At 67.9% G+C, this 13,596-nt stretch carries 14 protein-coding genes; 7 read left to right on the top strand and 7 right to left on the bottom strand.

Annotation, left to right across the window (positions count from 1 at the left end):
• Positions 1-244: 244 nt before the first annotated feature.
• Positions 245-610 carry a pyocin activator PrtN family protein gene (locus tag PY257_RS16345; RefSeq protein ID WP_419095688.1) on the top strand — a complete coding sequence of 122 codons (366 nt, stop codon included), beginning with the start codon at positions 245-247 and terminating at the stop codon, positions 608-610.
• Here PY257_RS16345 and PY257_RS09945 read toward each other — a convergent pair.
• A complete protein-coding gene (locus tag PY257_RS09945) occupies positions 527-1,000 on the bottom strand; it encodes a carbon-nitrogen hydrolase family protein (RefSeq protein WP_275741262.1) in 474 nt (157 codons plus the stop codon). The two genes, PY257_RS16345 and PY257_RS09945, sit on opposite strands and share 84 nt — an antisense overlap.
• A 231-nt stretch (positions 1,001-1,231) precedes the next feature.
• Here PY257_RS09945 and PY257_RS09940 point away from each other — a divergent pair, with 231 nt between their 5' ends.
• The 3 genes from PY257_RS09940 (at position 1,232) to pdxA (ending at position 4,238) form a co-directional block, all read left to right on the top strand.
• On the top strand, positions 1,232-1,885 hold the full coding sequence (locus PY257_RS09940) for a hypothetical protein (RefSeq protein ID WP_275741260.1): 654 nt from the start codon (positions 1,232-1,234) through the stop codon (positions 1,883-1,885).
• Complete coding sequence (locus PY257_RS09935; protein WP_275741258.1) at positions 1,878-2,636, top strand: Fic/DOC family protein; 759 nt, start codon at positions 1,878-1,880, stop codon at positions 2,634-2,636. The genes PY257_RS09940 and PY257_RS09935 overlap by 8 nt, the downstream gene beginning before the upstream one ends.
• Before the next feature lie 594 nt (positions 2,637-3,230).
• A complete protein-coding gene (gene pdxA, locus PY257_RS09925; protein WP_275741256.1) occupies positions 3,231-4,238 on the top strand; it encodes a 4-hydroxythreonine-4-phosphate dehydrogenase PdxA in 1,008 nt (335 codons plus the stop codon).
• Positions 4,239-4,309: 71 nt separating this feature from the next.
• Here the strand turns inward: pdxA and PY257_RS09920 are convergent, their stop codons facing one another.
• Genes PY257_RS09920 through PY257_RS09895 form a run of 6 tightly spaced genes read right to left on the bottom strand, consistent with a single transcriptional unit; the run spans position 4,310 to position 10,901 of the window.
• The gene (locus tag PY257_RS09920; RefSeq protein ID WP_275741254.1) at positions 4,310-4,582 is read right to left on the bottom strand and encodes a hypothetical protein; all 273 of its coding nucleotides are present in this window, start codon (positions 4,580-4,582) and stop codon (positions 4,310-4,312) included.
• Positions 4,583-4,627: 45 nt separating this feature from the next.
• Positions 4,628-5,521, bottom strand: coding sequence for a glutathione ABC transporter permease GsiD (gene gsiD / locus PY257_RS09915; protein WP_419095687.1), 894 nt, complete (start codon positions 5,519-5,521; stop codon positions 4,628-4,630).
• Positions 5,518-6,438: a glutathione ABC transporter permease GsiC gene (gene gsiC, locus PY257_RS09910; RefSeq protein WP_275741252.1), complete on the bottom strand. Its 921-nt coding sequence runs from the start codon at positions 6,436-6,438 to the stop codon at positions 5,518-5,520. Before gsiC ends, gsiD begins: the two co-directional genes overlap by 4 nt.
• A gap of 12 nt (positions 6,439-6,450) precedes the next feature.
• Positions 6,451-7,989: a glutathione ABC transporter substrate-binding protein GsiB gene (gene gsiB / locus PY257_RS09905; protein ID WP_275741250.1), complete on the bottom strand. Its 1,539-nt coding sequence runs from the start codon at positions 7,987-7,989 to the stop codon at positions 6,451-6,453.
• Positions 7,990-8,043: 54 nt separating this feature from the next.
• Positions 8,044-9,888, bottom strand: coding sequence for a dipeptide ABC transporter ATP-binding protein (locus tag PY257_RS09900; protein WP_275741249.1), 1,845 nt, complete (start codon positions 9,886-9,888; stop codon positions 8,044-8,046).
• On the bottom strand, positions 9,885-10,901 hold the full coding sequence (locus PY257_RS09895) for an isoaspartyl peptidase/L-asparaginase family protein (protein ID WP_275741247.1): 1,017 nt from the start codon (positions 10,899-10,901) through the stop codon (positions 9,885-9,887). The genes PY257_RS09900 and PY257_RS09895 overlap by 4 nt, the downstream gene beginning before the upstream one ends.
• A gap of 614 nt (positions 10,902-11,515) precedes the next feature.
• Here PY257_RS09895 and PY257_RS16340 point away from each other — a divergent pair.
• From PY257_RS16340 to PY257_RS09885, 3 genes are all read left to right on the top strand, one after another.
• Positions 11,516-11,830 carry an SWIM zinc finger family protein gene (locus PY257_RS16340; protein WP_419095686.1) on the top strand — a complete coding sequence of 105 codons (315 nt, stop codon included), beginning with the start codon at positions 11,516-11,518 and terminating at the stop codon, positions 11,828-11,830.
• Positions 11,724-12,104: a DUF2242 domain-containing protein gene (locus PY257_RS09890; protein ID WP_419095689.1), complete on the top strand. Its 381-nt coding sequence runs from the start codon at positions 11,724-11,726 to the stop codon at positions 12,102-12,104. The genes PY257_RS16340 and PY257_RS09890 overlap by 107 nt, the downstream gene beginning before the upstream one ends.
• Positions 12,105-12,344: 240 nt before the next feature.
• On the top strand, positions 12,345-13,412 hold the full coding sequence (locus PY257_RS09885) for an AI-2E family transporter (protein WP_275741244.1): 1,068 nt from the start codon (positions 12,345-12,347) through the stop codon (positions 13,410-13,412).
• Positions 13,413-13,596: the final 184 nt, after the last annotated feature.

The following is a 13,596-nucleotide window of genomic DNA, read 5'->3' as shown; positions in this document are numbered from 1 at the left end:
CGCCAAGGTGACAATTTATCCGTAATTTGTTGATTTTTTCTGATTTCATTCTTTTTCCTTCGAGCGTCGCCTGCGCTTTTAAGGGCGTTTAACGAGATAAAAACGCCTCAAGTGCAACGAATAAGTGCAACTTGGCTGCGCAACCGCCGGCCTTCCGCTGCACGCTGCTGGAGCCAGTCCGCCGACTGCCTAACGGTGTCTCGATCAACCCGACCCGCCCTTACCTCTGCGAGAGTGTGCAACTGTGATCACTGTACTTGCCCTCATGGCTGTCTACGGCGGCCCCCCAGCGCCGCTGGATCTGATTTGCGGTCCCTACTTTGGGCCGAGCCGCCAGGAGGCGATGCGACAAGCCGCATGCGGCGAACTACCCGTCAAGGTTTTCCGCGTCGGCAAGTCCCAGAAAGCACCGTACATGGTTAAGCTCGCTGACCTGGCGGTTTTGATCGACGAGGCGAGCGAAAAGGCGGAAGACACGTGGAAACGATGCCAGGTGTGCCCTGGCCGGACACTGAGCCGCTGGTTCTCACCCCTCTCCCGCTGGCAGCACCTTGCGGACAAACTCAATTTCGAATCCGTCTGGCACCGGCTTGAACGGTTGAGCTGGTGAGCGGTGGCTGCTCTGGAACTGGCGCAGCGCATGCACGTCGATCTCGCCTATCACGCAGTAGTCGGTGATGCCGCCCTTGACCCGCAGCAGGTCGCGCTGCCAGCTCTCCTTGAACGGGGCGCGAATGCGGCTGTCGCCGTACTGGCGGTCGTTGCACTGGACGATGTAGGCTTGCATGTCCAGTGCAGCAGACTCCACCAAGGCGTTGAAGGTTTCGGTGTCCTGGTTCCACTCGGGCACGAACAGTGCATCAACCTTGCCGCGAAGGGCAGCGCGGTGGCTGATGTTGGTCAACTCGCTGCAAATCAGCAGAGCAAAGCGCAGGTCAGGGTCGGTATCGTTCTCGTGATGGACACCCGCGAAGAAGGCTGGCACCGCCAGCTTGGCCATTCGCCGGGTCAAACATAGGTTGCTCAATCGACGCCATCTGCGCTGGATCTGCGCTGGATCTGCGCCAGCGGACGGACTTGACGTCTGCCGGCCGAGTTGTTAGATGCCTGGCGGAAAGTGCGCAGGAATTGCCTGATGTCCGGCATGTATTGCACGCCTATGTGGTTGATGGTGTTTGATTTTTCGAAGAATTCATCGCTAAGCTGTTAAAATGGATGCATGGGTTCCACGATGAAGCTCACCGACCGCATGCGCCAGTCGATTCGACGTCGCTCTGGCCATGTCGTGCTGCGTGCCGAACTCGCACCACTGGGAAGTGCATCGCAGGTTTCGGAAGCCCTGAAGACGCTTCAGCGCGACGGGGAATTGCTTCGCTTGGGCGCAGGCGTCTATGCGAAGGCCCGCCGGGACGAAACCACGCACGAGGTGACGGCGGTGGTGGATGTCGAGACGCTGGGGCGCGAGGTTGCGCGCAAGCTCAAGGCTCAGGTGACAGACGGCGGGGATGGCACCCTGGTGCTGGACACGGGCGACCGTCGTGTCTCCCGCAAGCTGGCCCTGGGCAATGGCGCCGTTCAATACGTCAACAACCGCAGTCGCAGGGCCTTCACCGCAACCAGAAGGAAGCCGTGGGACATGGCGACGTTCCCGACCTCCGATGTGGGCGACTATGTGCGCCGGCTAGCTGGCTTTCACGGCGTCCAGTATGTGCCGACGGCCGCCGATCAATGGGCCGAGACGGTGACCCGCCTGGCCGGAGACGAAGTACGTTCCGGCCCGGTGCAGGATCTGCTGGTCGCCCTCAAGCGTGCAGGCAAGCTGACCAAGGACGACATGGCGAGGTTGCTCGTGAACTACCTGCGGGAGCGCAAGCAGGGTGTTTGATCCGTTCAAGGATTGCGAGACGTCCGGCTACCTGCGCAACAAGTTCGCCGAGAAGGATCCGCAGATCGTCCAGGAACTGGAACACCAGCTGTTCCGCGCCAGTCTGGACGAAGCCATCACGCACTTGGCGAAGCGGCGAGGCGCCTTGCGTTATGAAGATTTCCTCGCCGCCCATCGCATCCTCTTCGAGGGCTTCTATCCCTGGGCCGGCCAGGACCGTGCGGCCACGGCTCCGGAGATCGCCGTGACCAAGGCTGGAACCTGGTTCTGCCATCCCGCGCATGCGCAATTGGCGGTGCATGAAGGACTGCGCATCGGCAGCGACAAGCGCCTGTTGCGGCAGCGTCCCGGCGAGGTGATGGGGCTGTTCGCCTATGGTCATCCGTTTCTGGATGGCAATGGCCGCACCATGCTGGTGGTCCACACCGAGTTGTGCCATCGCGCCGGGTTCTGCATCGAGTGGCACCGCACGAACAAGTCGGATTACCTGACGGCACTGAGCGCCGAGATCGCTACGCCGGGCAAGGGCATCCTGGACGCCTACCTGCTGCCAGTCGTGGGCGAGAGCCAGGAGCGCCAGGCCTGGGGCGGCATGATCGGCGGACTGCCTGGCCGCGACGGTAACGGGGTGGACGACGCCGTCGCAGGCAACTACAGGGACGCGGAAGTCTCCGAGCAGTACCGCGAATTCGAGCGGCGGCGCGGATACCGCATTGAGCCTGCGGCAGACGACGGCGCCGGATCGGTATAGCCGGTACGGTCCGCGCCGGACGGTGAACGGCCTGCGTGTCCCGAGACGCCGTTGACGTAGACGCTCTAAGAAAGATTTCCAGTGACCAGCTTCCATGATCTTGGCTTGGCCTCACCCGTCTCGGCATTGGCCCAGGCCAGAAAGCGGTCGGTCTCGGCGACCAGGGCCTCCGCAGGAGGGGCTTGAAAGTGCACCTTGCGTCGGCCCCCAACTGCCCAGACGCCACTTGCATGGGCCCCTCGGCATCGGTACGCCACTGGCCCACCGCGATACGGGTCATGCCGGAGTAGCCGGTGGAAAACAAAGCCGCGTGCCAGCCGAAAAGCCGCCGCAGACACAATACATTCTGCGCATTGAGTGCGGCGAATAAAGACCCATTCACCGCACGCATGATCGGGCGCGTCGAAGCGCACGGTCAGTTCCACCGTCAACTTCTTCGGTACACTTTGGTTTCGGCATTGCCTGCTCGTTGGATCAGGATTCGATACTTGGATCGTCGAGCACACAAAGGCAATGCCGTCCTCGTTTATCTGCCGTTCATAGGCCATCCGCCTGGATGGCTGCCGGGGCACCCCCCACACCAGGTTTGATGCCATGCCACGCAGCAACCCCGCCCCCACCCCCCGGCCCCTGGCCGTGACCATGGGCGACCCTTCCGGCATCGGCCCGGAGATCGTGGCCAAGACACTTCTGCAAGCCCCCTACGCCCGCACCTGCATCGTGGTGGGCGACCCGCTGGTCATGCGCCATGCCTTCGACGCGCTCGGCACGCCTGTGCGCCTGCGCACCCTGGGCGACGTCGGCGAGGCGCTGCTCGACGAAGGCACGGTGAACGTCTTTGCAGCGTCACGGCTCGATGCCCTGCCGCCCATCGGCGTGGTCAACGCCGCCAGCGGCCAGGCCGCCTTCGACGCGATCATGGCGGCGATCCGGCTGGCGAAGGCAGGCCAGGTCGCGGGCATCGTCACCGCGCCGATCCACAAGGAGGCGCTGGCAGCCGCCGGTTTGCACTATCCCGGCCACACGGAGATCCTGGCCGAACAGGGCGGCGCCCGGCGCGTGGCGATGATGCTGGCCAACGACGAGATCCGCACGGTGCTCGTCACCATCCATTGCTCGCTGCTCGACGCCATCCGCCGCGCGGACTTCGACGCGCAGATGTCGGCCATCCGCTTCGCCCACGAAGGCGGCCGGGCGCTGGGCATCGCCGCGCCGCGCATCGCCGTGGCCGGGCTCAACCCGCATGCGGGCGAAGGCGGCCTGTTCGGCGACGAAGAGACGCGCATCATTGGCCCGGCCATCGAAGCCGCGCGGCGCGAGGGGATGGATGCCAGCGGCCCCTGGCCGGGCGACACGGTTTTCATGCAGGCGCGCCGGGGCCGGTTCGACGTGGTGGTGGCGCAGTACCACGACCAGGGCCTGATTCCGGTGAAATACCTGGGTCTGGAAAAAGGCGTGAACATCACGCTCGGCCTGCCCTTCGTGCGCACCAGCCCCGATCACGGCACCGCCTTCGACATCGCGGGGCGCGGCAGCGCCGACCCCGGCAGCCTCCAGGCCGCCATCGGCTATGCCAGCCGTCTCGCCGCCGCGCGCGCCTGACGGCGCACGCGCCTGCACCGGCGGACCGCTGGCATCCCGAAGAATCCGCGGCCCGGCTGCCCAGGATCAACCTAGAAACGGCAGTTGGATGCGCCTGCCGGTGCCGTGATCGGGGTGCCAGGCAAGGCTGAGCGCAGCGGCTCCAACAGCACCTGCGTGCTGTTGGACAGCGCGAAGAAGGCCTGTCTCCGGCAGGCCTGCGCCCTGCAAGGGCGACGACGCGGCGGGCTACTGCCCGCAAGGAGGAGCAACGCCGCATGGCGCGCCGAGCGCGGTGCTGGCAGGTGCATAGCGCTCTCACCCACGAGGTGAACGCCATCGAAGCCGTCAACGCTCGATTTCATGCGGCTTGTCAAGGGATACGAAGCGGTCAACTGCCGTTTCTAGGATCAAAGGCTGCCGATCCTGGGGTCCAGCGCATCGCGCAGCCCGTCGCCCAGCAGGTTGAACGCCAGCACCGTCGCGAAGATCGCCAGGCTCGGGAACAGCGCGATGTGCGGCGCGTTGAGCATGTCGGCGCGCGCCTCATTGAGCATCGCCCCCCATTCCGGCGTGGGCGGCTGCGCGCCCAGCCCCAGGAACGACAGGCTGGCAGCCGTGATGATGGAAGTGCCGATGCGCATGGTGAGGTACACCACCACCGCCGACACCGTGCCCGGCAGCAGGTGGCGCAGCATGATGACCGCGTCCGATGCGCCGATGGAGCGCGCCGCCTCGATGAAGGTCTGGTGCTTGAGCGCCAGCACGTTGCCGCGCACCAACCGCGCGAACGCCGGCACGCTGAACACCGCCACCGCCATGATGACGTTGAGCATGCCGTTGCCCAGGATGGCCACGATGCCGATGGCCAGCAGGATGCCGGGGAAGGCGAACAGCACGTCGGACATGCGCATCACGATGCGGTCCCACCAGCCCTCGTAGTAGCCCGCCAGCAGGCCCAGCAGCGTGCCCGCCACGGCGCCCACGGCCACCGAGACCAGGCCTGCGGCCAGCGAGATGCGCGCACCCATGAGGATGCGGCTGAAGATGTCGCGCCCCAGCGCATCCACGCCGAACCAGTGCTGCGCCGAGGGTGGCGCGTTGAGCGCGTCGTAGTCGAAGAAGTTCTCGGCATCGTAGGGCGCGAACCAGGGCGCCAGCGCCGCCACCAGCACCAGCAGCAGCACGAACGCGCCCGCTGCGAGCGCCACGCGCTGGCGCAGGAACTTACGCCAAAACTCGGCGGCGGGCGTGCGTACCGCTTGCGCGGCCTGCGGCGGAGAGGCAGGTGAAGAGGTGTTCACTTGAATCGGATGGTGGGGTTGATGATGGCGTACAGCACGTCCACCACGAGGTTGATGAGAATGAACTCCAGCGAGAACAGCAGCACCAGCGCCTGGATCACCGGGTAGTCGCGCATCTCCACCGCGTCCACCAGCAGGCGGCCCATGCCGGGCCAGTTGAACACCACCTCGACCACGATGGAGCCGCCGAGCAGGAAGCCGAACTGCAGCCCCATCATGGTGACCACCGGGATCAGCGCGTTGCGCAGCCCGTGCTTGACCACCACCATCGGCTCGCCCAGGCCCTTGGCGCGCGCCGTGCGCACATAGTCTTCCTGCAGGACGTCGATGAACGCGCTGCGCGTGAAGCGCGCCATCACCGCCGCCACGCCCGCGCCCAGCGTAAGCGAGGGCAGGACATAGTGGCGCCACGAATCCGCCCCCACGGTCGGCAGCCAGCCGAGCCGCACCGAGAACAACTGCATGAGCAGCATGCCCAGGGCGAACGAGGGCAACGAAATGCCCGACACCGCCAGCGTCATGCCCACGCGGTCGGGCCAGCGGTTGCGCCACACGGCACAGGCCATGCCCAGGGCCAGCCCCAGCAGCACCGACCACGCCATGGCGGCCACGGTGAGCAGGAGGGTCGGCCAGAAGCGCTCCGCGATCTCGGTTGCCACGGGCCGCTTGCTGCGGATGGACAGGCCGAAGTCGCCCCGCAGCGCATGGCCGAAGAAGCGCACGAACTGCTGCGGCAGCGGCAGATCCAGCCCCAGGTCGCGCCGAACCAGCTCCACCGTCTCGGGCCCCGCGTCGGGCCCCGCCGCCAGGCGCGCCGGGTCGCCAGGCAGCAGGTGTACAAACAGGAACACCAGCACCGCCACGATGAGCAGCGTGGGCACGAGGCCCAGCAGGCGGCCGGCGAGATAGCGGGTCATGCAGGGCGCGGCTTACTTGAGTTCTGCCTCATCGAAATTGAAACTTCCGTCCGGAATCACGTAGAAGCCCACAAGGTTGCGCGCGCGCACCGACAGCAGCCGCTCGGTCACCAGGAAGGCCCAGGGCGCGTCCTTCCAGATGCGCTGCTGCGCGTCGGCGTAGAGCCGGGTCTTCTCGACGTCATCGGTGGTGACGAGCGCTTTGGCAAGGTCGGCGTCCACCGCGTCGTTCCTGTAATACGCGGTGTTGAACAGGCGCGGCGGGAACGATTCCGACGCCAGCAGCGGGCGCAGCGCCCAGTCGGCCTCGCCCGTCGATGACGACCAGCCCACGTAGTACATGCGCACCGGCGCGGTGGCCGGGTCCTGCGCGCTTTCCACGCGCTCCACGCGCTGGCCGGCCTCCAGCGCCAGCACCTGCACCTTGATGCCCACCTGCGCGAGCTGCTGCTGCACGAACTGGATCACCTTCTGCGCCGTGGTGTGGTTGTAGGCGCTCCACAGCGTGGTCTCGAAACCGTTGGGGTAGCCCGCCTCCTTCAGCAGCTCGCGCGCCTTGGCCGGGTTGTAGGGCCAGGGGCCGAGCCTGGTGTTGTAGGCCACACCCTTGGGCAGCACGCCCTCGGCGGGAATCGCGTAGCCCGCGAAGGCCACCTTCACGAGCGCATCCTTGTCGATGGCGTAGTTGATGGCCTCGCGCACCTTGGGGTTGTCGAACGGCTTTTGCAGCGTGTTCAGCGACAGGTAGCGCTGGATGATGGAGGGCGCGCTGGTCACCTCCAGGCTCGGCTTCGCCTGCAGGCTCGCCACTGCCTCGGGTGGCATGGGGAAGGCGAAGTGGGCCTCGTTGGTCTGCATCATGGCCGCGCGCGTGTTGTTGTCCACCACGGGGCGCCAGGTGATGCTGTCGAGCTTGGGGTAGCCCTTCTTCCAGTAGCCGTCGAACCTGGCGACCTTCAGGTAGTCGGTGGCCTTCCATTCGACGAACCTGTACGGCCCCGTGCCCACGGGGTGCTGGGCGATGCCCTTGCTGCCGTACTGGGCCAGCGCCGTGGGCGAGATGATGACGCCCGAGGGATGGGCCAGTGTGTTGATGAAGGGCGAGAACGGCTCCTTGAGCGTGAAGCGCACGGTGGTGGCGTCCAGCGCCTCGGTCCTGGCGATGTTCTTGTAGAGGTTGTAGCGCTTGAGCTTGTTGTCGGGGTTGGTCGCCCGGTCGAACGTGACCTTCACCGCCTCGGCGTTGAACGGCGTGCCGTCGTGGAACCGGATGCCGCTCCTGAGCTTGACGGTATAGACCAGGCCGTCCTTGCTGGCGGTGTAGCCCTCGGCCAGCACGGGCACCATCTTCATGTCCTTGTCGAAGCCGAACAGCCCCTGGTAGAACGACTTCGCCACCGCCTGCGAGAGCGTGTCGTTGGCGTCGTAGGGGTCGGTGGTGGTGAAGTTGGACTGCACGGCCACCACCAGGTCGCCGGCGGCGTGGGCCGCCTCGCCGGCCAGGCCGGCCAGCGCCAGGGCGGCAGCAATGCGGGAGAAACGCTTGTTCATGCTTGGGGACTCCTTGGGGAAAAACGACGAAAGGCGGCGCACGGGCATCGTCAATCAGTAGCGCCCGCCCACATGATGCCGCGCCACGAAGTGGCCCGGCGCCACCTCGTGCAGGGGCGCGACCTGCGGAGCATCGCCCACGGCGTGGATCGGGCTGGGCACGTCTTCGGCCATGAGCTCGCGCACGGCGTGGCGCCGCGCGGGATCGGCCACCGGCACCGCCGCCAGCAGGCGGCGCGTGTAGGCGTGCTGCGGGTCCTCGAACACCGCGCGGCGCGGGCCCAGCTCGACGATCTGGCCCAGGTACATCACGGCCACGCGGTGGCTGATGCGCTCCACCACCGCCATGTCGTGCGAGATGAACACGAAGGAGATGGCGAACTCCTGCTGCAGGTCGAGCAGCAGGTTGATGATCTGCGCGCGGATGGACACGTCGAGCGCGGACACCGCCTCGTCGGCGACCACCACCTTGGGGTTGAGCGCCAGCGCCCGCGCGATGGCGATGCGCTGGCGCTGCCCGCCCGAGAACTCGTGCGGATAGCGCTGCGCCGCCTCGGCGGGCAGGCCCACCCTGCCGAGCAGCCAGCGCACGCGCTCCTGCGCCGCGGCGGGCGCGGCCAGGCCGTGCAGCAGCATCGGCTCCAGCACCGAGTAGCCCACCGTCAGGCGCGGATCGAGCGAGGCGAAGGGGTCCTGGAACACGAACTGGATGTCGCGCCGCAGCGCCTGCAGCGCGCGACCGCGCAGGCCCGCGATGTCGCGGCCCGCCACCTCCACGCGGCCGGCCTGGAAATCCACCAGCCGCGCCAGCGACCGGCCCGTAGTCGATTTGCCGCAGCCCGACTCGCCCACGATGGCCAGCGTCTCGCCGGGCTGCACGCTGAAGCTCACCCGCTCCACCGCATGCACCTCGCGCGTCACGCGGCCCAGGATGCCGCCCGCCAGCGGGAAGCGGGTGGTGAGCCCCTCGACCCGCAGCACCGGCGCGGCGTCGCGGCGCACCGTGTCGGCCACCGCATCGCCCTGCCCCGCGCCATCGCCCGCCTGCGCGAAGCGCGCCGGCAGGTCGCGCCCGCGCATGGCGCCCAGGCGCGGCACGGCGGCCAGCAGCGCGCGGGTATAGGCCTCGCGCGGTGCGGCGAACAGGGCCGCGCTCGCCGCCTCCTCCACCTTGTCGCCGCGCAGCATCACCAGCACGCGGTCGGCCACCTCGGCCACCACGCCCATGTCGTGGGTGATGAAGATCACACCCATCGCCATGTCGCGCTGCAGTTGCTGGATCAGCGCGATGATCTGCGCCTGGATGGTCACGTCCAGCGCCGTCGTGGGCTCGTCGGCGATCAGCAGCGCGGGCTTGCAGGCCAGCGCCATGGCGATCATCACGCGCTGGCGCATGCCGCCCGACAACTGGTGCGGATGGCGCCCCGCCACGCTGGCCGCGTCGGGAATGCGCGCCAGGTCGAACATGCGCAGCGCCTCGGCGGCGGCGGCGCGGCGCCCCAGGCCCTGGTGCAGCCGCAGGGATTCGGCCACCTGCTCGCCCACGGTGAACACCGGGTTCAGCGAAGTCATGGGCTCCTGGAACACCATGGCCATGTCCGCTCCGCGGATGCCGCGCATCTGCGCCTGCGTGGCGCGCGCCAGGTCCACGCGAGCGCCGCCGCGCCGCGTGAGCCACATCTCGCCGCTGCCGATGCGCCCGCCGCCCTGCTCCACCAGCCGCATGAGCGCCAGCGACGCCACCGACTTGCCCGAGCCCGATTCGCCCACGATGGCCAGCGTCTCGCCGGCATCGACGTGCAGGTCCAGCGCGCGCACGGCCTGCACCGCGCCGTTGCGGAAGCTCACGCCGAGGTTGCGCACGTCGAGCACGCGCCCGGCGCGCGGCGCCGCCGTCATGCGCCGCTCCCGTCGGCCTCGTCGGCATAGATGGCGCAGGCCGGCGCCGCGCCCGACCGCGCCCAGCCGCGGTACATGCCCTCGGTGTTGAAAGGCAGCGCCACATTGCCCTGCCGATCCACGGCGATCAGCCCGCCGCGCCCGCCAAGCGGCGGCAGCATCTCGTGCACCACGCGCCCCGCGGCCTCGCCCAGCGGCAGGCCACCGTAGGCCATGCGCGCCGACAGGTCATGCGCCGCCAAGCCGCGGATGAAGGCCTCGCCTGCGCCCGTACACGACACGGCCACCGTCGCGTCGTTGGCGTAGCAGCCCGCGCCGGCGAGCGGCGAATCGCCGACGCGGCCCGGCAGCTTGTTGGTGACGCCGCCGGTCGATGTCGCCGCCGCCAGGCCGCCCTGCGCGTCGAGCGCCACGGCGCCCACGGTGCCGAACTTGCCGCGCTCCTCCAGCGGCGCCGTGGCCGTCGCCAGCAGGCGTTGGCCGTCATGGTCCAGCGCCGTCGCCTCGCCCGCCGCCGCGCGCACGGCCTGCAGTTGCGCCAGCCGCTCGGGCGTACCGAACCAGGCCGGATCGACGGTCGCGCAGCCGTGCGCCATGGCGAAGCGCTCCGCACCCTCGCCGATCAGCAGCACGGGGCCCTGGTGTTCCAGCACGCACCGCGCCGCCAGCACGGGGTTGCGCAGCCGCGTGACGCCCGCCACGGCGCCCACGGCGAGGTCGGCGCCGCGCATCACGCAGGCATCCAGCTCGTGCCGGCCATCGGCGGTGTAGACCGCGCCGCGCCCGGCGTTGAAGAGCGGGCATTCCTCCAGCAGCCGCACGGCCTCGGTCACCACGTCGAGGGCCGGCGCGCCGCGCTCCAGCAGCGCCTGCGCCGCCCGCAGGACGGCGCACAGGGCATCGCGGTAGCGCCGCTGCTGTCCGGGCGTGGCGCCGGCCCGGCTGAGGGTGCCCGCGCCGCCATGGATGGCGACGACGGGCCGTGCGGCCATCCGCGCGCCGGAAGTGTTCATGGGGATGCTTTCGCCTTCGGCTGCGGTATGCGCTTTTCCGGGGCGCCCCGACGGCGCGCGGCGCTCATGGCACAACCTGCGGCGGGGTTGGCGCGCAGGCGCTCGACGGGCGCTATGCCCGGCGCAGGCGCGATGCGGTGGAGGATGGCGAAGATCACTGCCGCAATGTAAGGCAAGCGCAAGGCGCGCCGCCCTTGCGCCAACCTTCCGGAGCCCATGGAAGATATACTCCCCCACATGCTATCTGCCACCGCAGGTAAACAGGATTATTCATAGGCATACTCCCCGATAGTATCCAAAAAAACCCCGCCCGCGCGTCCGGAAGGAAAGCGAAACCGGGCCGCTCTCAAGAAGGTTTCCCACTGGTCTTCTTTCTGCTTGGCCGCGGCGGCAGGCGGCCGGGCGGCCAGGGGCGGCGCCTTCTTGGCGGACGATTCGCGGTCATTTTGGCCCCTGCCTGGGCGGCAATGGCAGGGCTTGCCTTCTCACCAGTGCCCCAACCGCCCCGCAACTCGCCACGCCCCTCGCGTCCTCAATGAACAATCCCGGATCATCCTGGAAACGGCAGTTGACCGCTTCGTATCCCTTGCCAGGCCGCATGCAATCAAACGTTGATGGCTTCGATGGGGTTCGCCTCGTGGGTGAGAGCGCCATGCACCTGCCGGTTCCAGGATAATCGGGGGCATGAAAACACTGTTGCTGAAGCCGGCCGTCGTGGTGTCCCTGCTTGCTGCTCTTGCCGGGTGTGGCAGCTCTCCGGTCTACGAGGACGAGGACTTCAAGAAGGAGACCCCCTTCCAGCGGGCCGTGGACAGCGCCCCCGTGAAGGCCTGCGATGCCGCGCAGATGGCGCTGCTCAGCCAGGGCTACCGCATCGAGGCCAGCGATGGGCTGTCCGTCCATGCCCAGAAGCACTTCCAGCCCGATGACGAGGTCAACACCACCATCGATTTCTACGTCACCTGCAAGGAGCAGGACGGCGGGGCCATGGTGTTTGCCAACGCGGTGGAGACCACCTACGAGCTCAAGAAGACTTCGAACGCCACGGGGTTCAGCGTGGCCGGCGCAGGCAGCATCACCATGCCGTGGTCCAAAAGCGCCGACTCGCTGGTGAAGGTGGCCGGCCAGACCATTGCGGACGGCAAGTTCTACCAGCGGTTCTTCGACCTGCTCTCGACCTACCTGGGCGGCAAGGCCCGCTGACGGCACCCCGCACCGGCCGCGCCTCCCGCAGGGCCCGGCAATGGCGAAGCGCGCGCTTGGCGCCTGCGCGCCAACGTGTACGATGCGCCACCAACCGCCGAGCCAGAGCAGGCCCGCGCGCCCGAGCCGGTCGATGCGGGAGAGTGCCTGATGCCCGGGGGAATGCGCCATCGGGCAATGCCAGCTCCGGCCCGGCGGTCTTCCGCGCCGCGCCACACCGCAAGGAGCACAGCTTTGCCCATGAATTCGAAAGACCTCCAGCGCAAGACCTTCCTGCTGCTGCTGGCCGGCGTGACGCTGGCCTTCCTGGCCATCCTCTGGCCCTTCTACGGCGCGGTGTTCTGGGGCGTGGTGCTGACCATCGTGTTCGCGCCGCTGCACCGCCGCATCGTCGCGCGCATGCCGCAGCGGCCCACGCTGGCCGCGCTGGCGACGCTGGGGCTGTGCCTGCTCATCGTCATCCTGCCCACGGCGCTGGTGGCCGTCTCGCTGGTGCAGGAGGCCGCCACCGTGTACGCGCGGCTGAAGTCCGGCGAAATCGACATGGGCGCCTACTTCCAGCAGATCGTGGCGGCCCTGCCTTCGTGGCTGGTGGGGCAACTGGAGCGCTTGGGCATCACCAGCATCGCCTCGCTGCAGCAAAAGCTCTCGGCCATCGCGGTGCAGGGCGGCCAGGTGTTGGCCACGCAGGCGTTCAACATCGGGCAGAACACGTTTCAGTTCCTCGTGGGGTTCTGCATCATGCTGTACCTGCTGTTCTTCCTGCTGCGCGACGGCATGGCGCTGGTGGCGCTGATCCTCCACGCGGTGCCGCTCGACGACATGCACAAGCGGGCCCTGGGCGCCAAGTTCGCCACCGTGATACGGGCCACCGTCAAGGGCAACATCGCGGTGGCCGCGACGCAGGGCCTGATCGGCGGGCTGACCTTCTGGGCCCTGGGCATCGAGGCGCCGCTGCTGTGGGGCGTGCTGATGGCCTTCCTGTCGCTGCTGCCGGCGGTGGGCGCGGGCCTGATCTGGGGCCCGGTGGCCGTGTACTTCCTGGCCACGGGCGCGCTCGTGCAGGGCATCGTGCTGATCGCCGTGGGCGTGGGCGTGATCGGGCTGGTGGACAACATCCTGCGCCCCATCCTCGTGGGCAAGGACACGCGCATGCCCGACTACGTGGTGCTGATCTCCACGCTGGGCGGCATGGCGATGTTCGGCCTGAACGGCTTCGTCATCGGCCCGGTCATCGCGGCGCTGTTCATCGCGGCCTGGGACATCTTCGCCAACAGCAGCCACGAGGCGGAGCCGCCGGCCCGCTGACACCGCTAGTGCGGTGTTCGATGCTTGAAAAGCGATGCGGCAAAAGGCGCGGTTTCATGTGCTGCTCAGCGTTGAACCTGGAAACGGCAGTTGACCGCTTTGCATCCCTTGCCAGGCCGCATGCAATCGAGCGTTGACGGCTTCGATGGGGTTCACCTCGTGGGTGAGAGCGCTATGCACCTGC

The organism is Curvibacter soli (assembly GCF_029211125.1).
Taxonomy (GTDB): Bacteria; Pseudomonadota; Gammaproteobacteria; order Burkholderiales; family Burkholderiaceae_C; genus Curvibacter_A; species Curvibacter_A soli.
This window is presented reverse-complemented; position numbering and strand designations above follow the sequence as displayed.